This is a genomic window from Acinetobacter nematophilus (assembly GCF_026344175.1).
GTDB classification, from domain to species: Bacteria; Pseudomonadota; Gammaproteobacteria; order Pseudomonadales; family Moraxellaceae; genus Acinetobacter; species Acinetobacter nematophilus.
In genome coordinates, this window is the sequence record NZ_JAPKMY010000011.1 from 130,020 (window position 1) to 155,775 (window position 25,756).

At 38.0% G+C, this 25,756-nt stretch carries 27 protein-coding genes; 22 read left to right on the top strand and 5 right to left on the bottom strand.

What is annotated here, in order from left to right:
• Positions 1–14: 14 nt before the first annotated feature.
• The 10 genes from OSH00_RS17545 (at position 15) to rdgB (ending at position 8,715) form a co-directional block, all read left to right on the top strand.
• Positions 15–698: a Fe2+-dependent dioxygenase gene (locus OSH00_RS17545; protein ID WP_266131497.1), complete on the top strand. Its 684-nt coding sequence runs from the start codon at positions 15–17 to the stop codon at positions 696–698.
• A gap of 75 nt (positions 699–773) precedes the next feature.
• Positions 774–1,874: an alpha-hydroxy acid oxidase gene (locus OSH00_RS17550; RefSeq protein WP_266131498.1), complete on the top strand. Its 1,101-nt coding sequence runs from the start codon at positions 774–776 to the stop codon at positions 1,872–1,874.
• 278 nt (positions 1,875–2,152) lie between these two features.
• A complete protein-coding gene (gene leuA, locus OSH00_RS17555; RefSeq protein ID WP_266131499.1) occupies positions 2,153–3,850 on the top strand; it encodes a 2-isopropylmalate synthase in 1,698 nt (565 codons plus the stop codon).
• Positions 3,851–4,246: 396 nt separating this feature from the next.
• Positions 4,247–5,407, top strand: coding sequence for a homoserine O-succinyltransferase MetX (metX, locus tag OSH00_RS17560; protein ID WP_266131500.1), 1,161 nt, complete (start codon positions 4,247–4,249; stop codon positions 5,405–5,407).
• Positions 5,407–6,000, top strand: a complete 594-nt coding sequence (metW, locus tag OSH00_RS17565) for a methionine biosynthesis protein MetW (protein WP_266131501.1) — start codon at positions 5,407–5,409, stop codon at positions 5,998–6,000. Before metX ends, metW begins: the two co-directional genes overlap by 1 nt.
• Positions 5,997–6,593 carry a tetratricopeptide repeat protein gene (locus OSH00_RS17570; protein ID WP_004830183.1) on the top strand — a complete coding sequence of 199 codons (597 nt, stop codon included), beginning with the start codon at positions 5,997–5,999 and terminating at the stop codon, positions 6,591–6,593. The genes metW and OSH00_RS17570 overlap by 4 nt, the downstream gene beginning before the upstream one ends.
• A 197-nt stretch (positions 6,594–6,790) precedes the next feature.
• A complete protein-coding gene (locus OSH00_RS17575; RefSeq protein ID WP_266131502.1) occupies positions 6,791–6,928 on the top strand; it encodes a DUF4180 domain-containing protein in 138 nt (45 codons plus the stop codon).
• A 175-nt stretch (positions 6,929–7,103) separates the two neighbouring features.
• Positions 7,104–7,481, top strand: a complete 378-nt coding sequence (locus OSH00_RS17580) for a nuclear transport factor 2 family protein (protein ID WP_266131503.1) — start codon at positions 7,104–7,106, stop codon at positions 7,479–7,481.
• A gap of 26 nt (positions 7,482–7,507) precedes the next feature.
• Positions 7,508–8,002 carry a hypothetical protein gene (locus OSH00_RS17585; protein ID WP_266131504.1) on the top strand — a complete coding sequence of 165 codons (495 nt, stop codon included), beginning with the start codon at positions 7,508–7,510 and terminating at the stop codon, positions 8,000–8,002.
• Between the two features lie 89 nt (positions 8,003–8,091).
• A complete protein-coding gene (rdgB, locus tag OSH00_RS17590; protein ID WP_266131505.1) occupies positions 8,092–8,715 on the top strand; it encodes an RdgB/HAM1 family non-canonical purine NTP pyrophosphatase in 624 nt (207 codons plus the stop codon).
• Between the two features lie 116 nt (positions 8,716–8,831).
• Here the strand turns inward: rdgB and OSH00_RS17595 are convergent, their stop codons facing one another.
• Positions 8,832–9,707 (bottom strand): AEC family transporter, encoded by an 876-nt coding sequence (locus tag OSH00_RS17595; protein WP_266131506.1) that lies wholly within the window; start codon positions 9,705–9,707, stop codon positions 8,832–8,834.
• A gap of 173 nt (positions 9,708–9,880) precedes the next feature.
• On the opposite strand from OSH00_RS17595, the gene tatA reads away from it, so the two are divergent.
• The 4 genes from tatA (at position 9,881) to OSH00_RS17615 (ending at position 13,928) form a co-directional block, all read left to right on the top strand.
• Complete coding sequence (gene tatA, locus OSH00_RS17600) at positions 9,881–10,105, top strand: Sec-independent protein translocase subunit TatA (RefSeq protein ID WP_004830191.1); 225 nt, start codon at positions 9,881–9,883, stop codon at positions 10,103–10,105.
• Between the two features lie 17 nt (positions 10,106–10,122).
• Positions 10,123–10,590 carry a Sec-independent protein translocase protein TatB gene (gene tatB, locus OSH00_RS17605; RefSeq protein ID WP_266131507.1) on the top strand — a complete coding sequence of 156 codons (468 nt, stop codon included), beginning with the start codon at positions 10,123–10,125 and terminating at the stop codon, positions 10,588–10,590.
• Positions 10,587–11,369, top strand: coding sequence for a twin-arginine translocase subunit TatC (gene tatC, locus OSH00_RS17610; protein ID WP_266131508.1), 783 nt, complete (start codon positions 10,587–10,589; stop codon positions 11,367–11,369). Before tatB ends, tatC begins: the two co-directional genes overlap by 4 nt.
• A 393-nt stretch (positions 11,370–11,762) precedes the next feature.
• Positions 11,763–13,928: a PhoX family protein gene (locus OSH00_RS17615; protein WP_266131509.1), complete on the top strand. Its 2,166-nt coding sequence runs from the start codon at positions 11,763–11,765 to the stop codon at positions 13,926–13,928.
• A gap of 51 nt (positions 13,929–13,979) precedes the next feature.
• Here OSH00_RS17615 and OSH00_RS17620 read toward each other — a convergent pair whose 3' ends face one another.
• A complete protein-coding gene (locus OSH00_RS17620; protein ID WP_266131510.1) occupies positions 13,980–14,762 on the bottom strand; it encodes an NRDE family protein in 783 nt (260 codons plus the stop codon).
• A 94-nt stretch (positions 14,763–14,856) separates the two neighbouring features.
• On the opposite strand from OSH00_RS17620, the gene lgt reads away from it, so the two are divergent.
• From lgt to OSH00_RS17635, 3 genes are all read left to right on the top strand, one after another.
• Positions 14,857–15,675 carry a prolipoprotein diacylglyceryl transferase gene (gene lgt / locus OSH00_RS17625; RefSeq protein ID WP_266131511.1) on the top strand — a complete coding sequence of 273 codons (819 nt, stop codon included), beginning with the start codon at positions 14,857–14,859 and terminating at the stop codon, positions 15,673–15,675.
• 86 nt (positions 15,676–15,761) lie between these two features.
• Positions 15,762–16,148 (top strand): hypothetical protein, encoded by a 387-nt coding sequence (locus tag OSH00_RS17630; protein WP_266131512.1) that lies wholly within the window; start codon positions 15,762–15,764, stop codon positions 16,146–16,148.
• Positions 16,148–16,519 carry a hypothetical protein gene (locus OSH00_RS17635; protein ID WP_266131513.1) on the top strand — a complete coding sequence of 124 codons (372 nt, stop codon included), beginning with the start codon at positions 16,148–16,150 and terminating at the stop codon, positions 16,517–16,519. The genes OSH00_RS17630 and OSH00_RS17635 overlap by 1 nt, the downstream gene beginning before the upstream one ends.
• Positions 16,520–16,613: 94 nt before the next feature.
• On the opposite strand, the gene OSH00_RS17640 is transcribed toward OSH00_RS17635, so the two are convergent.
• Together OSH00_RS17640 and OSH00_RS17645 are read right to left on the bottom strand one after the other, a co-directional pair.
• Positions 16,614–17,141 (bottom strand): CHAP domain-containing protein, encoded by a 528-nt coding sequence (locus OSH00_RS17640; protein ID WP_196074569.1) that lies wholly within the window; start codon positions 17,139–17,141, stop codon positions 16,614–16,616.
• Between the two features lie 404 nt (positions 17,142–17,545).
• Complete coding sequence (locus tag OSH00_RS17645) at positions 17,546–18,343, bottom strand: YwqG family protein (RefSeq protein WP_266131514.1); 798 nt, start codon at positions 18,341–18,343, stop codon at positions 17,546–17,548.
• Between the two features lie 168 nt (positions 18,344–18,511).
• Between OSH00_RS17645 and thyA the strand changes: the two genes are divergently transcribed.
• The 4 genes from thyA to OSH00_RS17665 all read left to right on the top strand — a co-directional run bounded on the left by thyA (position 18,512) and on the right by OSH00_RS17665 (position 21,560).
• A complete protein-coding gene (gene thyA / locus OSH00_RS17650) occupies positions 18,512–19,354 on the top strand; it encodes a thymidylate synthase (protein WP_196074571.1) in 843 nt (280 codons plus the stop codon).
• Positions 19,355–19,431: 77 nt separating this feature from the next.
• A complete protein-coding gene (locus tag OSH00_RS17655) occupies positions 19,432–19,944 on the top strand; it encodes a dihydrofolate reductase (protein ID WP_196074572.1) in 513 nt (170 codons plus the stop codon).
• 31 nt (positions 19,945–19,975) lie between these two features.
• Positions 19,976–21,037: an Lnb N-terminal periplasmic domain-containing protein gene (locus tag OSH00_RS17660; RefSeq protein WP_266131515.1), complete on the top strand. Its 1,062-nt coding sequence runs from the start codon at positions 19,976–19,978 to the stop codon at positions 21,035–21,037.
• Positions 21,038–21,119: 82 nt separating this feature from the next.
• Positions 21,120–21,560 (top strand): META domain-containing protein, encoded by a 441-nt coding sequence (locus OSH00_RS17665; protein ID WP_266131516.1) that lies wholly within the window; start codon positions 21,120–21,122, stop codon positions 21,558–21,560.
• Positions 21,561–21,892: 332 nt separating this feature from the next.
• Here the strand turns inward: OSH00_RS17665 and OSH00_RS17670 are convergent, their stop codons facing one another.
• Positions 21,893–24,094, bottom strand: coding sequence for an Ig-like domain-containing protein (locus OSH00_RS17670; RefSeq protein ID WP_266131517.1), 2,202 nt, complete (start codon positions 24,092–24,094; stop codon positions 21,893–21,895).
• Between the two features lie 144 nt (positions 24,095–24,238).
• Here OSH00_RS17670 and OSH00_RS17675 point away from each other — a divergent pair, with 144 nt between their 5' ends.
• Positions 24,239–25,618, top strand: a complete 1,380-nt coding sequence (locus OSH00_RS17675) for a dihydrolipoyl dehydrogenase (RefSeq protein ID WP_266131518.1) — start codon at positions 24,239–24,241, stop codon at positions 25,616–25,618.
• Positions 25,619–25,756: the final 138 nt, after the last annotated feature.

Genomic DNA, 25,756 nt, shown 5'->3' on the forward strand with positions numbered 1-25,756 from the left:
TGGGGAAGAAAATCATGATTTTACATATTCCAAATTTACTCAATCTGGATGAATTAAATCATTGTCGTCAAACACTTTCTCAAGCCAAATGGAGTGATGGGAAAGCCACTACAGGCTATCAGTCAGCACATTTAAAAAACAATTTACAACTTGCACAAGACTCCAATGAAGCTCTGGAGCTTGGTCAAATCATTCACCATGCAGCGAATTCAAATCCACTTTTTTTTAGTGCAGCTCTTCCAAAAACATTTTTGCCACCTCTGTTTAATTGCTATCAACATGGTGGCAACTTTGGCATGCATGTTGATAATGCGATTCGTCATCATCCTCAGTTAAATCAATATTTAAGAACTGATGTATCCTGTACTGTATTTCTAACTGATCTCGATGAATATCAAGGTGGAGAACTGGTGATTGAAGATACGTTCGGAACTCAAGAAGTAAAACTCCCCGCAGGCGATGCAATTGTCTACCCTGCCACAAGCTTGCATCAGGTTAACCCTGTCACTGAAGGTGTACGTATTGCATCTTTCTTCTGGGTGCAAAGCTTTGTCGCATCGGATGCTCAACGGCGAATTTTGTTTGACCTTGATCAAAATATTCAAAAGTTAACCATAGCGCTTTCTGCCACACATGAGCAAGTCATCAGCCTGACTGGGATTTATCACAATCTATTGCGTGAGTGGAGTGATTTATAAATTTAAATCACAGATTGTTTATACAGTTATTGATCTGCCCTTTTTGTGTAAATTTGGATAAATGAGAAATCTGCAATGAATAAAAACATCCTCCCTCCTTTCTCTCAAATCCCTCCCCATTTACAGACTATTGCTGATTATGAAAAACAGGCTGAACTGCACTTGGCTGAAAATACTTGGCACTATCTTCAAGGGGGGGCGATGGATGAGCAAAGTGTCCGAGACAATTTAGAACAATTTAAAAGAATTCAACTCGTCCCCAGATTACTAAATGATCTAACTCAAGGCTCAACACAATGTGAAATTTTAGGAGAAACATTTCCTCATCCGATATTTCTTGCTCCGATTGGACATCAGCAACTGTTTCATCCAGAGGGTGAAGCAGCAACAGCCCTTGCTGCGGAGGTACTCGGAAGTAATATGCTGCTCAGCACATTTACCAATACCGATATGCGCTTGATCAAGAAAGAAAATACATTTAAGTGGTTTCAACTGTATTGGCAAGGTGACCGAGAAAAATCACTCGCTTTAGTGCATCTAGCACAACAACAAAACTTTAAGGCAATTGTGATTACTGTGGACTCTCCACATACCGGTATTCGTGACCGTGAGCGCCGTGTGAACTTTCAGCTACCCGAAGCGATGCAGCATCCACATACGCCGACACACATTCCTTTGCCAGAAATCGCTGACAATCAACATCCTGTTTTTCAAGGCTTAATGCAGATTGCTCCGCAATGGGCTGATATTGAATTTATCATAAGGCATACATCCCTACCTGTAATTTTAAAAGGTGTCCTACATCCACTTGACGCTCAAAAAGCAGCCAATATTGGAGTAAAAGGGCTGATCATTTCCAATCATGGTGGACGGGTACTTAACACCTCCATGTCACCCCTCAAAGCACTGGAAAAAATTCGCAAAGTTGTACCTACCGACTTTCCCCTGCTTTTAGATGGCGGGATTCGTCGCGGCACAGATGTCTTTAAAGCATTGGCTTTAGGTGCCAATGCAGTGCTGATCGGACGTCCTGCAATCTATGGATTATCTGTTGCAGGTGCTTTAGGCGTAGCGCATGTTATCAAGATTTTGAAGGAAGAATTCGAAATCACCATGGCATTAATGGGAACTGCTACCGTAAATGAAATCAATCAAGAATATATTTTTCAAGATTGAGTCATTCAAAGGAAATTTTTCTCTCAACTGATATTTTTTGTGCAAATTAAGGAAATTATTTCCAGGATAACTGTTTTAGAATTAATCTCAAGTTAAACCATTTGCAAGTCTTCAGTGTTTAGATTTATATCGTGATATCCACGTTTGAATTTATGAAAATTTACTTTATTTTCACCATAAAAATACTTGTAAATTGAACAGATAGACACAATCTATATTTGTAGTAAGTTGCCTTTACCCAAGAAGCGAGCAACAACAACTACACAAGGAGTTCCCTCATGATGTTGGCTGATCCAAGTAAAAAATACCGTCGCATGTACCAACGTGTAGACTTGCCTGACCGTCAGTGGCCAAACAAGGAAATCAATAAAGCGCCGATTTGGATGAGTACCGACCTCCGTGATGGTAACCAAGCAATTTTTGAACCAATGAACATTGAACAAAAATTTAAAATGTTCCAAATGTTGGTCAAAATTGGCTTTAAACATATTGAAATTGGTTTTCCTTCAGCATCCCAGATTGATTTTGATTTCACACGTAAATTGATCGAAGAAGGTCATATTCCAGATGATGTTTATATTGAAGTTTTAGTACAAGCACGTGATCATTTGATTGCACGTACCTTTGAATCTTTACAAGGTGCTAAACGTGCTATTGTTCATATCTATAACGCAAATTCGCCGACCTTCCGTAAGAAAGTGTTAAATGTCGATGTGAATGGTGCCAAACAGTTGGCCATCAATGCAGCAAGCAAAGTCAAAGAATACGCAGCAAAACAACCTGAAACTGAATTTATTTTCCAATACAGCCCAGAATGCTTTACCGCGACTGAATTAGAAGTGGCAAAAGATGTCTGTGATGCCGTAACAGAAATTTGGGAAGCTTCTCCTGACAATAAAGTGATCTTAAACTTGCCTGCAACTGTGGAAGTATCTGGTCCACATGTCTATGCTGATCAAATTGAATGGATGCATCGTAATTTAGCCCGTCGTGATGGTGTGATCATTTCAGTTCACTGCCACAATGACCGTGGTTGTGGTATTGCAGCATCTGAGTTGGCAATCATGGCGGGGGCTGATCGAGTCGAAGGTTGCGTATTTGGAAATGGCGAACGTACAGGTAATGTGGATGTCGCTGCAATTGCATTAAACATGTATACCCAAGGTGTTGCTTGTGAATTAGATTTTTCCAATATCAATGAAATTATTGCGACTATAGAAGAATGTACAGGTTTGCCAGTACATCCGCGTCATCCATATGCGGGGGATTTAGTATTCACTGCGTTCTCGGGTTCACATCAGGATGCGATTAAAAAAGGCTTTGAATTCCAAAAAGATGAAGAAATCTGGGATATGCCTTATTTACCCATTGATCCTAAAGATTTAGGTCGTGACTATGATGCTGTCATCCGTGTCAACTCACAATCTGGTAAAGGTGGTATTGCGTACTTATTAGAATCAAACTACAACGTCGTGTTACCGCGCCGCTTACAGATTGAGTTCTCACAAATTGTGCAACAAGTTGCCGATGAAGAAGGTGTCGAAGTTTCAGCCCAACAGATCTGGACTCTATTCAAAGACACTTATGTTTCTGCAAAAGATGCTCATTACTCAGCGAAAAACTACAGATTATCGGATGAAAATGGCAATCAGGTCATTGAGCTTGATGTTGTAGTGAATGGTGAAAGTCAACGCTTACGTGGTGAAGGCAATGGTCCAATTTCAGCTATTTTAAACGCGCTTCAATTACCGATTGATGTCTTGAACTATGAAGAACGTAGTATCAGTTCTGGTGCGCATGCAAAAGCTTTGGCTTTAATTGAGCTTCAAGTTCAAGGTACAGGTAAATCAGCATTTGGTGCAGGGGTCCATGACAACATCGTGACCTCGTCTATTGAAGCGATTATTGCAGCGACCAACCGTTTAATTGATCAAGGTGTACTCAGCACAGATCAAGTAATTGCTGCTGCCGTATAAGCTATATCAATTAAATGACTTTAGAAAGGATACCCCCTAATGGTATCCTTTCTTTTATCTATTGATATTGATTGATGTTACGAATCAAAATGCTTTGATGATCCCTATCGTCAAAATATGTATTGAAAATGCCTTAACAGCGATAAGCGACATTTCACAACCTATGTTTTATTGATCCTGCCCACAGATTGCAAAACAAAATCTGAGTAAAATTAAAGTACTGGCTGAATCATCATCACATAAGACATTGAGATCTATTCGTTACACCAACGCTATGGTCATATACAGTTGAAAAATCACTTTCGTATCATTCATTTATTAGCAATAATCATGATAATGTAGGTATCCGTAACATCAGTTTATTCTTCTTCCTAAAATTTAAGGCGAACATTTCCAGTGTCTTTTCCAGCTGATTCAGTGGGGCTTGTTACTCCACAAAAGTTTGAATTTGAAGAACCGTTAGAACTTGAATGTGGTCGAGTATTGCCACGCTATGAAATCATGGTAGAAACATATGGTGAGTTGAACACGGACAAGTCCAATGCAATTCTTATCTGTCATGCACTTTCAGGGCATCATCATGCTGCGGGTTATCATCATGATGACGATAAAAAAGCAGGTTGGTGGGATGCCTGTATTGGACCAGGAAAAGCCATTGATACTTCAAAATTCTTTGTTGTCGCCTTAAACAATATTGGTGGTTGTAGTGGGTCCACAGGTCCCACATCACCTAATCCAGAAAATGAAAACCGCCCTTATGGTCCCGACTTTCCTTTAGTGACTGTCCGTGACTGGGTAAAAACTCAAGCTCTTCTCTCTGATCGTCTAGGCATACAAGTTTGGTATGCAATCATTGGTGGCTCATTAGGTGGTATGCAAGCTTTACAATGGTCTGTCGACTATCCTGACCGTTTACAAAAATGTGTAATTATTGCCAGTGCCCCCAAGCTTTCTGCACAAAACATCGCCTTTAATGAAGTCGCTCGTCAGTCTATTTTATCTGATCCAGACTTTCATAATGGTCGTTATCTGGAATTAGATAGTTATCCAAAGCGCGGCTTGATTTTAGCGCGTATGGTTGGACACATTACCTATCTTTCAGAAGAGGCCATGAAGCAGAAATTTGGTCGTGATTTAAAATCTGGCAAATTTATGTATGGTTTTGATGTTGAATTCCAAGTAGAAAGCTATTTACGCTATCAAGGTGAACAATTTAGTCGTAACTTTGACGCCAACACTTATCTAATTATGACCAAAGCCTTGGATTACTTCGATCCTTCTCGTGAATACGAACAATCATTAACCAAAGCATTGTCCAATACCAAATGTCGCTTTTTAGTGGTGTCCTTTACAACGGATTGGCGTTTTAGCCCAGAACGTTCTCAAGAAATTGTCAATGCATTGATTACCAATCAAAAACCAGTAAGTTACCTAGATATTGATGCAGAACAAGGGCATGATTCTTTTCTATTCCCGATTCCATTGTACGTCAAATCCTTACGTGCATTTTTAGGGGGTCCTGAACACCTCAATTCGACACCTAAGGAGGCTGTTTAATGCGTATTGACCAACAATTGGCTGAAAAATGGATCAATGCTGGTGCAAGTGTGCTCGATTTAGGTTGTGGTGATGGTGAATTATTGTCACAAATGAGCAAAAAACAGCAAATTCATGCTTATGGATTAGAAATTGATCAAGAAAAGATTGCAATTGCTGTCAGCAAAGGGTTAAATATTATACAACAAGACTTAAACCTCGGTTTGGGACGCTTTGCTGACCAGTCTTTTGACTACGTGGTGATGGCACAAGCTTTGCAAGCTGTAGATGCACCTGATGTGCTTCTGCGCGATATGGTGCGTGTGGGGAAACAAGCAATTATTACGTTTCCTAATTTTGCGTATTGGAAAGCACGTTCATTCCTTGCGCTGAAAGGAAAGATGCCTGTTTCTGATGCCTTACCGTATATGTGGTACAATACACCTAACATCCACTTATGCACTTTTCGCGATTTTGAGGCCTTATGTGCTGAAAATCAGATTCAAATTATTGATCGACTCGCTGTAAATGGGAACCAACAAGGGAGCTTTTTAAGTAAAGCCGTCCCGAATTTGTTCGGCGAAGTCGCTATTTATCGAGTGAGCGCTCTATGAAGAAATTATTATTAGGCAGTACATTATTTTTTGGGCTGCTCAGTATTCAAGCCCATGCGGACTATGTGCCGCAGCAGCAACAATCTGTTTCAGCAATGGCAGCTCAATATGCACATATGAATGTTTCAGATTTACAGAAAGCAGCAAAAGCTGGGCAACCGGCAGCACAGTTTTATTTAGCGACACATTTCCAAGCCGGTACAGGTGGTGTATCTAAAGATCTGAAACAGGCATTTACATGGTTTAAAGCAGCAGCTGATCAGGGCATCTCTGCGGCTCAGTTAAATGTGGGTCGTATGTATGCGGACGGTTTGGGCGTTGCTAAAAATGAAACCTCTGCACGCCAGTACTTTGAAAAGGCAGCAAGCCACGGCGATAATCGTGCAAGCTTTAATCTTGCCGTAATGGAAGAACAAAAGAAAAACTATATGGGTGCATACCAATGGTATGAGCTTTCCACACGTGATGGCATGTTAGACAATAAAGTCATTAATATGTCTCAAAGTAAAAAAACTGCTTTGGCTGCGAACTTGACTCAAGATCAAATTCGTACAGCTACACAACGTGCAGACCAGTGGATTCAAGCTCAATAAGCTTGAAAATATTTTAAAGCACCTTCGGGTGCTTTTTTTATGCAACAACGAGTAGTTACCATGACATATATGGTCCAACTTTTTCATAACACAAGAATTTCAATTATTCCTTAAAATGAGCTTACGGCTTATTTATTGCACAATATCAACAACCTGTTGAGTTTGACATTTGCTGAAATTATATAGAGCGGATTGCATTGTCTGTAGCATATTTAGAAAATGGAATTGCGGGCGAATTCATTCAAAAGTTTGCCAATTATAAAATCCGTTTGGCATTTGTGGGAAATATTAAAAAATATATCCACAACAGTAAAGCACTCACAGATTTTGTTTAAGAATCAAGTCATGGAAAAGCATGCTGGTTTATAGAAAATCATGCTGATTTGGAGCATAGACTTAAAGCAGAATTAAAAAACTCGTTTAAGTAGATAACACTTCGTGCACAACAAGGCTCATTTCAATCAGCAATGATGGTCAGACATTTAAATATTTCAATAGGAGTTCAACATCATGCAAGAAACGCTCGCACAATTAATCCAATTTGAATGCCAATTGCACCATTCTGAACGACGAAATCTTACAATATTAGATCTGCGCTTACACACCGATTTCAAAGAAATCACTAAATCAGGTCAGGTCATGAACAAAAGTCAAATGCTTGATGCACTTTTAAATGATCTAGACACAAATATGATTCATGCACAAGACTTCGAACTACAGCAACTCTCTGCTCATAGTGCTTTGTTGACTTACCTCAGCTATCAAGTCGATACCAATACTCAAGTAAAATATAATTCGGCTTTACGCTCGTCAATCTGGGTAATGAATGATCAGCAATTCTGGCAAATGATTTTTCATCAAGGCACGCTGTGCTCGTCAGCCATCTAATTAAGGTCACAACAAGTATGGGAAACATGGATAAGAAAAACTATTATGCTTCACGTCAACAAATCCTGCCACTATCAATTTTTATAGGTATTTTTGCATGCCCATTTTGGTTTACTACCCTACTCTTCACTATTGAACTATTTGAATTTAAGTATGGTATTAAAAGTCTTTTTTTGATTATTTTAATCGCATTATTGGGAAGTTTTTCATATTTCTTGAGCCGAAAAGCTGTTTTAATATTTAAAAATCAATCTCCTATTCTGGTTCTAACACAAGATAAAATTCGAACCATCGAATTCAAAGGCAGAGGTGTCATTAAGAAAGAAGTTTTGTTGCATGATATTGCTCAAGTAGAACTCAAAAAAACATTATTAGACCGTCATTATTATTTACGCTTGATCATGAAAGACCGAAGTATTCAAAAGCTCAATCTTGGCTTAGGGCTGATGCAGAATAATGACATCATTGATCTTAAACAAGCACTAGACTATTACATTCCGCCTAAAGCTAAAACTTATTGAATGATCGATATCTGATGAACAAATTTAGCCATATTTAAAACTACAGATTCAGTTAAAATAAGCTCATTTTAACTTTCTGAGTTTGGATCATGTCATCTAAAGATTGGTTATCCCAAGGAACTCTGGTACTTGCGAGCAATAATAAAGGCAAGATTGCTGAGTTTGAAAAACTGTTTGCTGAATTGGCATTACCTGTTGATGTAATTCCTCAAGGTCAACTGAATATCGAAGATGCGATTGAAGATGGCTTAAGCTTTGTTGAAAACGCAATTATCAAAGCGCGTCATGCAAGCCGTATTTCGGGTAAACCTGCAATTGCAGATGATTCTGGGATTTGTGTTCCTCTATTAGGTGGTGCGCCAGGAATTTACTCAGCACGCTATGCAGGTGAACATGGTGATGACGCAGCAAATAATGCAAAACTACTTGAAAACCTCAAACCTTTGCGCAAAGCGAATCAAGTGATTGAAGGCATGTTTGTGTGCGTTTTGGCATTGGTTGAACATGCCGATGATCCTTTACCTCAGATCTTCCAAGGTATTTGGCAAGGGGAAGTACTAGAACAAGCCCGTGGTGAAAATGGCTTTGGTTATGACCCTCTCTTCTGGTTACCAGAGCTTGGGATTTCCAGCGCAGAAATGAGCAAAGAAGACAAAAATAAAATCAGTCATCGTGGTCAAGCAATGCAATTGTTTAAAGCCAGTTTGAAATAGCATTTATTTCATAGATTCCTCCCCTTTTTTTTAAAGCGGGAGGAACACCATGAATAGACGCAAAAATTCATGATGATGTTTTTAAAGTCCATCTAAATTAAAAAAAAGAAGGAAAACTATAAAAAATGAATCAACACACCGTATAAGACACATACCACACAACTGACGATGGTTCCCGAAGCAATATACTTTGCGGAAACGCCAGTGCCTTGATAATGCGTTTCCAATGCCACAATATTAGCGGCAGGTGGCAAACAAAAGAGTAAGAACATCACGCCAATATAATCATGAATTTGTGGAACAGGTAAAATGAAATAGGCCAAACCACACAATATAAGCCCACAACACAGTTTTAGTATTGCAAGTCGGGTACTGATCATTAAGTCATCCATATGCACTTTGGTTTTTCTTAACCACATTCCCAATACGCACATCCCAGTGAAGCTCATGCTCCATTTAGAAGCGTTATATATCCAATCTACCCATTGTTGGGTTTGAAATTGTTGCACATCAAAACAGCGTAAAAGTCCTGCAATGATCAATGCAATCACAGGTGGTGATTGGAGCACTTTTTTGAAGAGCAATGTTTTAGATTGTGGCTCAGAACTGACAGAAGTTACAGCCCATGAATTGCCAAAAATCGAAACACCAATATAGAGTGGAATCATTGCCATACTATGCTCAGCGCCAAAAATTGCCAAAGCGATTGGAAAGCCCAACCATGCCATATTCGTATAACTAAAACACAGTGATGCCAAGCGATCTTTAGAACGTTTTAAATAAACAAAGAAAAGGATAAAGCAGGAGACAAAGGCAAATAGAATTAAAGCAATACTGCCCGATTTATAAAAAACCATATTGTAAACGATGACAATCGGAATAAAGACACGTGCCAACAATAAGGACATCATCGTCTTTAAATTGACTGAAAATTTGCTATTCGCCAGTATTAACCCACAAATAAATGACAGAACTGGAAATAACAAAGCCACAATATACCCCTTATTCTCAAATCATGATCATACTAGCACTTTCCAAAATCTATAGCGTTTAACATCGCAAAATATTTCAAAAAAATTTTCTGTCTTTAAATTGAAATATTAATGTCACTTTTCTGTCACGGATAACTGTTGTTATAGCTCTAAATAAAATAGGAGTTAAAACTATGGCTGGATTATCGATTTGGCACGTACTTATTTTTGCAATCGTTGTGATTTTATTATTTGGTACGTCGAAACTGAAAAATTTAGGTAAAGATGTGGGTGGTGCAGTAAAAGATTTTAAGAAATCAATCAAAGATGAAGAAGCGACTCAGGCTTCAATCACTGAAACTCGTACATTAGAACATCAAACGACCAATACTGATGTGAATTCTACTGTAAAACACTAATCGGTGAGGCGTAGATCATGTTAGATATTGGATTTTCAGAACTGTTAGTTTTCGGGATCATTGCACTGTTGGTATTGGGACCCGATAAGCTTCCTGAAGCTGCTCGTTTTGCTGCCAAATGGTATAGTAAATTTAAACGAGCGATCACAAGTGTTCAAAATGATATCGATCGTGAGTTACGTCTTTCCGAATTTAGAGAACAGATGCAACAAGAGATGCAGAAGATCCAAGAACTTGAACAAAAAATGCAGGCTCAGATGCAAGAGTTACAACAACAAAAAATTGCGATAGAACAAGAAACCCATGCAGAACAGCTAGGTCAACAAAATCCTTTCGCAACATATTATTACCACAAACTGGATACTCAAGTTCCTTATATTTATATGTCAAAAAATTGGTTAGATCAGCAAAGTTGCATAATGACCACTTCACAGATTATACCCATTGAAACAGTAACCATTCCAAAACTGAAGGTGGCGGTATGACAGATTTACTCGCACCTCAGGTACAAGACAATGCATCAACAGACCGTCCTCCTTTGGATGCGATGCCGATTACACAGCACCTGATGGTGTTACGTAAGCATTTATTTAAAATTGTCGGGGCGCTCATCCTGATCTTTTTTTGTTTATTGCCTTTTGCCAACAAGACCTATATTACCCTCTCAGAACCTTTGAGAAAACAATTGCCGGCAACATCCACCATGATTGCTACGGATGTTACTGCAACATTTATGGCACCGTTTAAGTTGAATTTTTTTATTGCGCTGATGCTGGCAATGCCCTTTATTATTTATCAACTTTGGGCATTTATTAAACCTGCCCTGTACGAAAAAGAAAAAAATCTGGCATTCCCGCTGTTATTTGGCAGCATTATTCTGTTTTATTCGGGTATCGCATTTGCCTATTTCATTGCTTTGCCGTCAATTCTACATTTCTTCATCAGTGTCTCACCTGAAACCGTTGCACCAATGACCGATATCAATAGTTATCTCAGTTTCTGTTTAAAACTATTCTTGGTGTTTGGTGTGACCTTTGAAATTCCAATTATTACGTTAGTGTTGATTCTTATTGGCTTTGTAAGCACAAAAACATTGGCCGAAAAACGTCGTTTTATTGTGGTCGGCTGCTTCTTTATCTCGATGTTTATTACCCCGCCAGACGCAATCTCAATGATTATGTTAGCCATCCCAATGTGGATGTTATTCGAACTCGGCTTGTTGCTCGGTAAAATGATTGAAAAACGTAAAACTGTAGCTGTCTAATCACGACAATAAAAACATATTCAACACTCAAATGGCTTTTTTAAAGCCATTTTTTATTTTCAAAATTTATCTGATCAGCTCCTTCTAACAAAATCTATATCACTTGATTTTTATTACTCATATTTAAAAAAATTTGATTAAAATTTAGTGAATATCGATATTTAACCTTCCACTTATTCTCACAATCAAATATACAACACGTCTTTAAATCACGATTAAACAATAAATTAATCTAGATTTATCTTTTTATGACAGTCCTATGACTTTCTTAAACTAAAATTAAATTTAACCAATATTAAATATAAAAGTAAGAGATTTTACATATTAGTTCGCTATGTTTTTAAGCTTGTTCAAAATCATATTTAATCAAGAGTTAAAGCTATAGGGAATCTTATGTCAGACCTCACGCCATATCATGAAAATCAAGAGTTAGACAACAATACTTCAAATAACATTCATTTCCGCGATATTTTAGAACAACGGATTTCTCGTCGTAGCCTAATTACAAAAACAGCCAGTGGTGCAGCAGCTTTAGCTTTGGCATCTAGCTTAACAGGTTGTAATGATGACAATGATCGTCAATCAAATACCGACAGCTCAATAAAAAAACCCGAAAAGCTCAGTTTCACACCTGTTGCAAAGAATCTCAATGATATTGTTACTGTTCCGACGGGCTATGAAGCCAATGTACTGTATGCACTAGGTGATCCACTTACGCAAAATATTGCTGAATGGGATGATAATAATGTCCCATCAGGCGTAAGTTTTACTGCACGTTCAGGAGACTGTCATGATGGGATGAGCTATTTTGGTTTAAATTCCAATACAGCCAAATATGATGCCAAAGCATCAAACCGTGGTTTATTGGTCATGAACCATGAATACATCAATCAAACCTTTTTGCATCCTCAAGGCGCGACCAAAGTTAATGGTCGCCGCCCAGAAGATGAGGTTATTCGTGAAATGAATGCACACGGCGTATCCATTATCGAATTAAAAAAAGATGCCACTACTCAAAAAGTAGAAGTTGTTAAAAGCTCACCATTTAATCGCCGTATTACCGCATCTACAGTGATGGACTTTGCAGGGACAGTTGCAGGTTCAGATTTGATTAAAACCAAATATTCACCTACGGCCAAGCAGACACGTGGTACACATAATAACTGCGGTAATGGTTATACACCTTGGGGAACCTATCTCACCACAGAAGAAAACTTTATTGGGTATTTTGTACGTAATAAGGGAGATGATTCAAAACGTTCCGCTTCAGAAATTATTGCACTCAATCGCTATGGCTTAAAAGATGGTGCAAGTTCTCGTTATGGTTGGGAAACTGCAATTGGTGCAATTGAAAGCCAAGATTTATATGATCGCTGGAATTCATCAACAATCGCAGAAACAGCAGATAAAGATTACCGAAACAGTGCCAATACCTTTGGTTGGATCGTTGAAATTGATCCGTTTGATAGTCGTTCAAACCCCGTTAAACGTACATCTTTAGGTCGTTTTGCGCATGAAGATTGCCGTGCCAGCCGTTTAATCGAAGGCGAGAATTTGGCTTTTTATATGGGTGACGATTCACGCGGTGAATACATTTATAAATTTGTATCGGATGCCAAATGGGATGCCAAAGATGTAAATGGTGGTTACCGTGCTGGCGATAAATATATGAACAGTGGCAAACTTTACGTGGCTCAGTTCAATAGCGATGGTACGGGTAAATGGATAGAATTGGCATATGGAAAAAATGGTTTAAATGACAGCAACACGATTTACCCATTTAAATCTCAAGCTGAGGTGACCACATTTGCTCGTCTTGCCGGCGATGCCGTCAAAGCAACTAAAATGGACCGTCCAGAATGGGTTGCAGTAAATCCTGAAAATGGTGAAGTCTATGTTACGCTCACCAACAACTCAAATCGTGGCACAACACATGCTTTAGATGCTGCCAATCCAAGAAACTATAGTGATCCTGAAGGCGGTAAAGGCAATGTCAATGGTCATATTATCCGCTTCCATGAGAAAGACAATAAAACCACAGCGGAAAGCTTCACTTGGGATATTTATCTATTTGGTGCTGAAGCAAAAATGGCGAGCAACATTAACCTTTCAGGTTTAAATGATAATAACGACCTATCTTCCCCAGATGGCATGTGGTTTGATCCACGTGGTGTTCTTTGGATTCAAACCGATGATGGTGCCTATACCGATACAACAAACTGTATGATGCTTGCCGCGTTGCCAGGCAAAGTGGGTGATGGTGCAAAAGCAGTCACTTCATCGGGACAGGAAACCATTGTCGGTAAGCAAGTGACCGATGAGAATCTGCGTCGTTTCCTTACAGGTCCGAAGCAATGTGAAATTACGGGTGTAACCATGACACCAGACTACAAGGCAATCTTCATCAATGTTCAACACCCTGGTGAAGATTCACCAAGCTATGATAAACCGTCAAGCCATTGGCCCGCTTCCCAGAAAGATGCAAATAATAAAGTTGCTCGCCCACGTTCAGCAACAGTCGTGATCACACGCAAAGATGGCGGCATCATTGTGGGTTAATCAACAGTATCTTCTTTTTAAAGCCATACAGGTTTCGGTTTGTATGGTTTTTTATCTTTCAATATTACACTTAATTTCCACACGTTCCCCAGCATGTTCGCCTTGTTGTGTTTTTTCGATCCAATCTATCTTCTTATGCCCAATTCTCAAAAAATTTGAACAACGGGTTCCATATATGGGACTTTGAATAAATGTTGAAGACAATAATGCTTCCATATCTGCATTGATCCCTGTGTTAGGAAGTAAATCGGGAATAACTTTACGCTCATCTTCCAAAATATCCCAGACAGCATGCTGTAAATCTGATTCAGGCATAACAGCAACTTGTAGCATAGGTAAAAATTCTTGAGTAAAACGTTTACGAAGGTGTCTGGTTTTCTCCCAATCATCAGACATTAACCCATTAGAAACCACAAATACGCCTTGAGATAAAACCTGAGGAGCTTCACCACGATTGCTCATATAAACGGCTTGATGTTGGTCACCTATAAATAAATTAAAACCTGCGTAATCTCGCTGGCGTTGTTCAAAGGCTTGAGCAAAACGGATAGGTGTTTGCTTCGATTCTAAAAAATTTTGCACCAAATCACCTCGCGTAGTGGGATAAATCTTTTTATCCGCACCATCACGATAATTAGTGACGATTGCCCATCGCCCCTGCGGAGTAACCCCCATCCATGTTCCACCCGACTGCAGATCTTGTCCGGCAATAATTGGACGATCCATCCACTGTTGTAATTGAGTACTTGGACGGTGATAGAACTCATCACGATTGGAGATCAAACATACAGGTAAGTCATCTAAAACCTGCCAAGCCAATGCCACAATACACATAAAACACATTCCATGAAGTTTACACATTGAATGTACAACATTTTTAATATCTTTCAGCTAAAATCTGTGCAAAATAGAAAATCAAGGATTAGGAATGCTCACCTACCCGAATATTGACCCGGTTGCGATATCACTGGGTCCAATCAAAGTTCATTGGTATGGACTCATGTACCTGCTGGCATTTTTGTGTGCCTGGGGGCTTGCCAATTATCGTGCCAAACAACGCGATCACTGGAATGCCGAAATGGTTTCTGATCTGGTGTTCTATGGCGCACTTGGTGTCGTTTTAGGTGGTCGTATCGGTTATGTCCTGTTCTATGAATTCGATAAATTCTTAGCGGACCCAATCTGGCTATTTAAAGTCTGGACAGGTGGCATGAGTTTCCATGGGGGATTTCTTGGTGTAATGATTGCCATGCTGCTGTGGTGTCATAAATATAAAAAGACTTGGTTTGAAACCCTTGATTTTATAGCACCTTGTGTACCCACAGGCTTAATGTTCGGTCGTATTGGCAATTTTATTGGCGGTGAGTTGTATGGTCGTCAGGTATCTGATCCTAACTTTGCTTTAGGTATGATTTTTCCAACTGACCCACTGCATTTAGTTCGCCATCCTTCACAAATTTATCAAGCATTATGTGAAGGTCTGTTGCTGTTCCTGATTCTCTGGTTCTATAGTGCCAAACCTCGTCCACGTTATGCAGTTTCTGCAATCTTCTTAATGGGGTATGGTTGTGCGCGTTTCTTTATGGAATTTTTCCGCGAACCAGATGCAGATCAGGGCTATATTTTGTTTGGTTGGATGACCAAAGGACAAATCCTTTCATTCCCAATGATTCTTGTAGGCCTATGGATGATTTGGTATGCGTACCAGAAGAAAATTTTCGATTGGGGACCACAAAAAAACACTTAATCATTTCGTTTTAAGTTTAAAAAGGTGAAGCTATGCTTCACCTTTTTTATGCTAAATTAGAAAGGTCCAATTTTAATGAAATTACTATGCTTGAATTTTGGTTTGATCCTAAAGTCTCAATCACCAAGAAATTAATTTTCTTCATCTTATCGGCAATCCTCAGTATTGGGTTGTATGGGTATCAACCTTTAACAACCGATAATATTTTGCTTTTTGCAGGCACAGGAATTATTTTTTTGATCTGTCGGTACTGCAAAATCCATTTTGCTGCGAAAAATCCAACTGGACTATTCTATCGTTTATTGACATGGATTCCCTTAGCCTTGCTCTTGGTATTGATTTTCAAAAATATGAATCACGGTGAAATTTTAATTCCGGGCGCACAAGGGATCGGTTTTATGGTTTTGACAGTATGTATTTTTTCGCCTTTATCCTTGCTCAATAAAAACACATCACAATCCGTGTCTAAATAATGTTAGATTTTTGGTATTCCTCACGTTGTACCCATGAAATTAAATTGATCAGCTCAATCTTGACCTGTGCAATCATTTACTCTTGTGCTTCGATTGAAAAGTTAAGCCCTATTTTCACAGTTGCATGTCTATTATTGGGTGTATTGATCCATATTCTGTTCCAATTGCGCTTAAAACTTTCCGTAGCTCACCCGAATAGGCAAGACTTTAAAATTATTTTTTCGATCATCCCAATTTTCGGTTTGTTGCTGATTTTGTTTTTATTGCCGCCATCACATAAATTATGGACATCAATTCAAGCGGTTGGTTTTACTGCATTGGGTCTATTTATTGTATCAATCTATCAAAATCGTGCTAAACGATTTAAATAACACTCATCCAATCAAAAATACCCAATATAAAAGCAAACGAATGATTTAAAACTTGCTTCTGTATTGGGTATTTTGAGAAAAGTGGGCGAGTCAACTAGGCTTCAAGACGATAATATTCATATGTTACATTGGGATCTTTATAAACATCATAACTACGTTGTCTGAAATCAGAAACCCATTGTGTGCCTGTAAAACCTGCTATATGCCCATAGCGATGCCGGCTTGTACTGTTGATGATATAAATATCACCTTCTTGAGGATTATCAAAATCTGGGCGTATTTGCTTATAACCAATTTCTGTCAGGGTTGAACCCCAATCCGATGCTGCTACAGGATGATCAGAAAAACGAGCACCTGCTGACTCTAGCGCAATCCTCACATATCTTGCACAGCGGTGTGCTGTGGTGCTTCTCGACATGCTGACAAGTTTTTCAGTGAATTTGCTAATATCGATTAGACTTTCTTTCTTAAACGCTTCGGTTTGATTTTTAAAATTTTCAAAGGCTTTACTTTTTAAGTATTCTTCTGGTCGAAAATTATTATTTTGATTTTCCGATCGAATCTGAATATGAACCGTGGGATTCACGTATTCATTCATATTAACATTGTGGTCGTAAATCATGTACTGTCCTCAAACTGCCCTTTTGAATTGATTCAAACCACCTTGTTTAAACCAATAACAACTTTTCACAAGCCATGAATACTAATCAGCAAATCTTAAAATGTAGACTTAAAACATGTAAAAAAATATGTAAGTGTTAATAAATCTCATTTGTATGCTTTCAACTTACTGAAACTCTTGAAATTACCTTAAAGTTTATAAGGATTTGTTTGAATAAAAAATAATCAACAATAATAAAATCAGCCGCATTGGTAAAACTTTTCCTTAATCTAATCAACATATTAAACTGTCAATTTAGTCACATTTTTTATATTTTATTTAATTTATACCCCGCTGAACTATTGAGCGGATGACTTAAAAAAGCTGATGTAAAGACATCAGCTTAGTCGCTCATCATAAAATGCTTAATAGCAATCCCAATTGTAAACAACTTTGGAAAAATCTCTCTTGGCGAGATCATCCGGGTGGATAAAGAAATTTCCCACCCCTGAATCTCCCCACATAATATCTACCTCACCCGCATCATCTGTATCAATCTGCAGTAACAACACATAGTCTTGAATCGACTCGTTGTATTCACGTGGGTCTGTTTGGGTAAAGAAGGGATAGCCACCTAAACGATGCCCATTTGCTGAAATAACTTCGGTATATTGATCACAAAAATCTTCCTCATCATCTCTGTCATAAGGATCTGTCACTTTTTCAGCAAAATCAAAGTTATTCATATCGATATAACTTTCAGATTTCTCAAACTGAATTGCAGCTTGACCTGAAATAGGACTATAAATGTCAGCTCCATCAAAGCTTGGAAAATCAGTTTGTAAATTTGCAGAATCTTGTTCAACGCTGTCATGAAAAATGATTTTAAAGCCATCTTGCTTTTGTTGATCATCAAAATTCATACCATATAAATCATCATGTGGATTGATAAAAAATTGCAAAATCCCAGACTTCGGATAAATCTGATTTTCAGGTAATTCCTCAAAATTAATCTGTGCCAACAGTTGTAGATTTTCACCCTCTGAACTTTGTGGATATTGCTGTGCTGAAGGTAAATAAGGATTCCCACCGACTTTGCTCTGCCAAATTTCTAAATTCTCAGCAGCCTGCAATGATATTTCGATGCTGTCTTTTTTAGTTGCGGCAATTTGTTGTTTATATGCCTGCAAAGCTGCTGGAAGTTCATTCAAATTTATACTCATTTTAAAATTCTCTAAATATTCGATTAAAGTCACAAACAGAAATAATCTTTGTTAAAAACAAAGTCAGATTAGTATAAACTCTGAGACTATTCAAAAGTATTACGAATGGGTCATGGTGCGACATAACCTGTCATTTGCATCATCAACCATTCTCAAATTGGAACTTCTATGAAAGCGTATTTAGACCTTCTACAACATATCCTAGACAATGGCGGTGACAAAGGTGATCGTACAGGTACAGGTACTCGTTCTGTATTCGGTCATCAGATGCGTTTTGACTTGTCTAAAGGCTTTCCTCTGCTCACGACTAAAAAAGTTCATTTCCGCTCGATTGTGGTGGAATTATTGTGGTTCTTAAAAGGCGACACCAACGTTCAATATTTACAAGACAATAAAGTATCAATTTGGGATGAATGGTCAACTGCGGAACAAACAGCCCGTTTTGGTCGCCCTGAAGGAGAACTTGGACCTGTTTATGGTCACCAATGGCGTAATTTTGGCGCAACTCAAAAAGACAATGGTTTATTTGAAAATGATGGCTTTGACCAGATCAGCTGGTTAGTCAATGAAATTAAGACCAATCCAAACTCACGTCGCTTGATTGTATCGGGTTGGAACCCAAAAGAAGCAGGTAACGTTGCTTTGCCCCCATGCCACACTTTATTTCAGTTCTTTGTTCAAGATGGAAAACTCTCCTGCCAACTCTATCAACGTAGTGCTGATGTTTTTTTGGGTGTGCCTTTTAATATTGCCAGTTATGCATTGCTTACGCATATGATTGCACAGGTCTGTGGTCTAGGTGTAGGGGACTTTGTCTGGACAGGTGGTGATACTCATTTATATGTAAACCACTTTGAACAAGCAAAATTACAATTAACGCGTGAACCACTACCGTTATGTCAGCTTAAACTTAACCCTGAAATTCAAGATATTTTTGATTTCAAATTTGAAGATATTGAAATCGTGGGTTATGAATCCCATGCTGCAATTAAAGCCCCTGTTGCTGTGTAATTTTTAATAATCTAATTTGTTATTTTCCTTCTTTTCAAGGAGAAGGTTCACCAAATGAATCATGAAGTAAACTGTGTATGACCTTTAAAAATTTTGAAATCGTCCATGTGGTTGCCATGGATCAACAGCACTGTATCGGTAAAGCAAATGATCTCCCTTGGCATATCTCGGCAGACCTAAAGCATTTTAAAGAAATTACTCAAGGTGGTGTGGTTGTCATGGGGCGCAAGACTCTTGAATCCATGGGGCGTGCTTTACCAAAACGCGTAAACTGGGTCATCACGCGTGATTCAGACTGGCATTTTGATGGTGTAAAAACTGCCAACAGTATTGAATCTGCTTTGGAGCAAGCGATTCCTGATGTTTTGGCTTCAGAAAAACCGACCAGTATTTTTATTATTGGTGGCGGTGAAATTTTCAAACAGACGCTTCACATTGCTGATCGATTGGAACTTACACATGTTGATCTGGACGTTCAGGGTGATGCACATTATCCAGAAATTCCTCTGGAATTTCACAAAGTAGCCAGTGAGTCACATGTTGATGACAAAACAGCTATTGCTTTTGAATTTGCAACATATAGAAAATAGCGCTGAACATGATCAATAAAAATAGCGGCTTATGGATAGCTTAAAAACGAAATCAATGCTACACAGATTAGGAATGGGTTTACTTCATTGCTTATTTAGCCTATTTGTTGTCATGACGAGCATTTGGTTCTGTCTTGCCATTTGGATTCAGCAACCGCTGGGGCAAATCTTTAGCTATGTTATTATTATCATATGGGCGTTTTTTGCGCTGAGCATTCTTGGAATCTATTTCACCAAGAATCTGTTTAGTCGAAAAATCGACAGTTTGATTTATCTCATTGCATTTCTTCTAAGTTTAGTTTGGTATTTTAATATTCCAGCTAAGCAAGACCGTGAATGGAGCCCTGAAGTTTCCAGAATTTTTACTTATGAGAAGCACGGTGCTCAAGTGACTATTCATAATGTTCGAAATTTCAATTGGCATACAACAGATCGATATGATGAGCGATGGGAAACACGGACATATAATTTAGATGATATTACAGGGGTAAATATCATCACCTCATACTGGATGGGGCCGCAAATTGCGCATACATTGGTGAGTTTTAATTTTTCAAATCAACGACCTTTAGTCTTCTCAATCGAAATTCGCAAAGAGAAAAATGAAAGTTTTTCTGCAATAGGGGGGTTCTTTAGACAGTTTGAGTTAAGTCTCATCGCAGCTGATGAAAAAGATATTGTTTATACACGCAGCAATATCCGGGGTGAACAAGTCTATTTTTTCCCTGTCAAATTACCAAAAGCTGAAAGCCAGGCATTGTTTGAAGAATATTTATCGAAATCCGCAGATTTAGCACAGCATCCAAAATGGTATAACACCTTAACCAGTAACTGCACAACTTTGGTTTTTGACATGGTACAAGCCATTTCAGCTGAGAAGCTTCCGACAGATTATCGTTTGATTGCTTCTGGTTATTTGCCCAATTATTTGTATGATCTTGGCGCTTTAAATCACCAGTGGTCGATGCACGAATGGTATGAAAAAGCTCATGTGAATCCTAGAACTGATGAATATGCACATTTTAAATATCAAAGTAGTGTTAATTTCTCTAAAGTCATGCGCTTGGGTTTACCCGAAGAACGGGCAAAATAATATGTAACGATGTTTAAATTAACCCAGTGATATACTTCATTTCTATTGCAATAAAATTATGACAAGATCAGGGAGAACACTCATGTTCAAAGCCATCATTGCAGCAACATTAATAACTTCTACATTTTTTGCCACAGGATGTACCTCAACACCGAATAGCACCCAGCAAGTGCAAAACCTGAGTTTATTACAAAATAAAAATTGGACACTCACCCATATTGGTGCAACGGAATACAAGCCAGACTCAGGCTCACGTAATGTACCCAGTATTCAATTTGGTTCAGATCTGCGTATAAGTGGTAGTGATGGCTGTAATCGCATCATGGGACAATATGCACTGAAAGGGCAACATATGACAATCGGACCATTGGCTTCGACCAAAATGTTTTGTCAAAACAGCATGCAGATCGCAACGCAATATACTGAAGCTTTAAATAAAGTGAAGGGCTTTCAAGTCTATGACAAGACGTTAAAGTTAGTCGATCAATACGGTAATCGTGTTTTACAGTATACGACACCTTAATTTTTTGAAAGTATGATTGACGTCAATGCTAAAAGTCTCAATATTTAGGCTTTTAGCTCTATGTGCTTATATCATCACCTGACTTTAAGGCCAAATCAGCATTGAGTATAAAAATAAAGACAATAATTTTACTACACACGCAAATGAATGATTCGAATTAAAATAATGGTGATTTAAAATTTGGATATTTCAATGAAAGTAATTGGTCTGATCTTAATCTCTTGCCTATTTTTGTCTGCGTGTAGCTCAATGAATGTTAGACCTACGGTGGGTGTAAGTATGGGTACATCCGTCAAATAAAAAAACAGCGCCGAAGCGCTGTTTTTTATTATTTATAAAGTAATAGTTCGAGTTGTCACTTTATTAGGCGCAGTAATGGTAATTTTAACATCATCACTTACTGTACAACCTTTCATTTTGACACTGTATAAAACATCTTGACTATTGTCTTTAAATGTTGTTGGTGTAAATAATGACATTATACTAGGTACATCAATACTACCAGTTATAACTTCAGCTTCACAGGTTTTGTTCGTATACAAAACTTCTGGTGTACCACTAGAGTTAACTGGGATAATGACACTACCAGTTCCATTCGCATTAATAACCGCGTAATAGTATGAATCATTCAATTTAACTTGAGCATTTGAATATGGCTCAGCTCCAGTAACAGTTATGATCTTAGTAACTGCACCATTTGCATCTTTAGAATCAGACAATTGTGCTACAGGAGTAAACTCTGAATTATCTTTTGCTGTTACGTTCACATTTGTTCCAGATGGCATAGGAACAGTTTGAGAAGTATTACCAAAAACTTTAAAAGTAAAGTTTGTAAAGTTTGAAATAGCAGTCATACTTTGATTTACGCCTGATACTCCATATAATGTTGGAGTATCACTTGCAAATGCAAACAGCATTTGTTTACGTAATACTGCATCTAATTTATTATCACAGGTATTAGCAATATTAGGTTGACCTATAGAAGATAGTGCACATGCAAGTTTACCAGCACTGCGCTTATAGATATATTCACCTAGATTAGCATTATAAAAATTATCTTCATTATCATCTCTGAAAAAATCACCAATATTATTGGTTAAAATATCAACGCCCTCAGTGTAAATGTTGTCACCATCAACATCATTATATGATTTATCCCCTTCCACATACGCTAGTACTGTAACTCGATTATCCACTGGTCTTGGGTTTTGTGTGGTAAGGGTCACACTACAAACTCCTTGTACTGTTGCACAGTTCGGCGTAATACTTCCTCCTTCAGAAACAAAACTAATTGTTGTGCCATCAGGAACTGGATTACCATTACGATCAGCCATACTTGCTCTGATTGTTGCCGTATCACCATCTTTATCACCTTGTAGTGAATTTTTAGATGTTGATAAACTTAGCGCATCTTGAGAAACTCTTCCTGTAGAAACTGAGACATTTTTAGACAAAGCCGAAATACTATTATTTGATGCTAATGTTGCTTTTATTTCTACAGGTCCAGGTTTATTACCAGGATATAAAGTGACCACCACTTTACCATTTGGATCACTTTTAACAGTTCTAATTAAGCGATTACCTAATAATATAAAGCTTAAATCTTCTGGCGCTCGAACTAACTCAATATTTACGTCCTTATTCGCAGCGGCAACACCGTTGGCGTATAAAGTAAACTCTATTTGACCAGATGCAGTAGAACCACTATTTTTTATACCCAAATTAACCGCATTAGGCGTGGTATACACTAAAGAATTTGCATCAGCAGCCGCAATATTTACTTCAATTGTTGATGAGGTAATATTCGAGCCAGAAGCTGTAATAGTTTGCTTATCTCCACACAATTTTCCATCAGCACCAATGGCTTTGTACGATGTCGTTACATCCCCTTGATTTGATGAAACTACTGTTGCAGGCTCAAATGTACCACATGAAGCATTAAAATTCACAGTAACATTATTTTGATTAACGTTGGTATTGGTATCCTGTGTTTTTAACGTAATATTAGTTGATGCGCCTGATTCTAAATTAGTTGTAGCAGCAGCCATTCCGACTAAGACTATATTGGCTGCTTGTAGTGCAAAACTATGTGGCTGTGATGTAGCAGATGTTCCATTATATTCAGCAATCGCACTAATTTGATAAGCACCATTAGTATTTAAACTCTCAGGCTTAACGGAAATACTCGCCTCCCCATCTGCATTAGTTAAAACTGCACCGTTTGTTGTACCAAAAACTACTCCGCTACCACTAAAAGTAACAATAGCCCCACTGATACCTTTTCCAGCTTTATCCGTAACTTTTACTTTTGCAGTAACGCCTGATGCAGTAATAGACGTTGTAACCGTATTATTTACATCATATAAAGTAATATTTGTAATATTTACCGCGGCAATAACCGTACCACCATTATTACCATTATTATTTGAGCCGCTATTATTACCGTCATAATAACCACCACCACCGCCACAACTTGCTAACAAAATTGAAATTGCTATAGCACTTAACTTGCCAGTAACCTTCTTAGTGTCCATAATTTTACTCAACGTAAGAATCCCCAAAAAAATTGTTGTAGATTATTTTGAGTGCTATGTAACCATAGATATTTATATGTGTAAATATGCTATTTCAAAATGTTTTTTAATGTAATTTTTATTATTTAAAATCAGGTTTATACAATGTATGACATCATTATCATTGGTGCAGGAACAGCAGGCATCAGCGCATATAAAGAAGCCAGTAAATACACCTCTAATCTCTTGATTATTAACAAAGGACCATGGGATACCACTTGTGTTCGTGTCGGATGCATGCCAAGTAAAGTTTTAATTTCGACAGCCAATCGAATGCATGATATTCAACATGCAGACGAAGTTGCCTTAAATGTTCAGTCAGAAATTAGTACAGATCAAGTGATGCACCATGTCCAAAATTTACGTGATCGTTTTGCACGAGCCACACTAAAAGATGTGGAAAGCTGGGAAGAAAAACACAAAATTGAGGGTGAAGCGAAGTTTATAAATGCCAATACAGTTGAAGTGAATGGTCAACATTATCAAGCGAAATCATTTATTCTTGCAGTTGGTTCAACCCCGACCTATAACCGTGATTGGAAAAAAAATATCGGAAAGAAACTCATCACATCTGATGAAGTCTTTGAACTTAAAACCCTACCTGAGTCAATCGCAGTCATTGGTAGTGGTGTGATTGCCATTGAGTTGGCACAAGCAATGCATCGTTTAGGGGTAAATACGACTATTTTTGCAAGAAGTAAAAAAGTCGGGGTACTCACAAGCCCGAGTTTACAAGCAATTGCGCAAACAACACTTTCCAAAGAGCTCAATATTAAATTCGAGGTTTTACCCAACACAATTGAAAATTTAGAACATGGTGTTGCAGTTTCATTTGTAGAAAATGATCAACCCAATACCATAAGGGTAGATTATGTTTTAACAGCAACAGGGCGAAGTTCAAACTTATCAACTCTTGCTTTGGAAAATATAGATAGTTCATTTTCAGATCTAAAAAATCTTCCTATTCATCAAGGTACTAAACAACTTTCTAATTTTCCAATATTTATTGTAGGTGACGCATTTACTCAAACTCCGTTACAACATGAAGCAGCACATGAAGGAAGGAATGTTGTTTTAAGCTGTTTAAATTTCCCAAAAATTCAAGACTTAAATACACTGGCGCCATTGGGTATTGTCTTCTGTAGCCCTGAAATGGGAATGGTCGGTCAAAATTATGCAGCACTATCCAAATCAAATATAGAATTTATTACAGGATTCGCCTCTTATGAAAAACAAGGGCGCGCATTAGTTTTAGGAAAAAATAAAGGTGCCATTGAAGTTTATGTGGATAAAAAAACAAGGAAACTGCTCGGTGCTGAGCTTTTTGTTGAATCTGCGGAGCATATGGCACATTTACTGTCTTGGATTGTCTCCGAAGAACTCACGATCGATGAAATATTGGCAAAACCATTCTATCATCCAACACTAGAAGAAGGCATAAGAACAGCTTTAAAACACGCAAGACGGCAATTAAATCAAGCTTGATATAAAAGTTTCCACTTTATTAAAAGCTCACCCCAGATGAGCTTTTTATTTACCTTATGTACTCATCTTTCCAATTTTTCTTGTTGTTTCATTTCATCTTTTTATTTTCTATCACGCATAAAAAAACACCCTCAACAT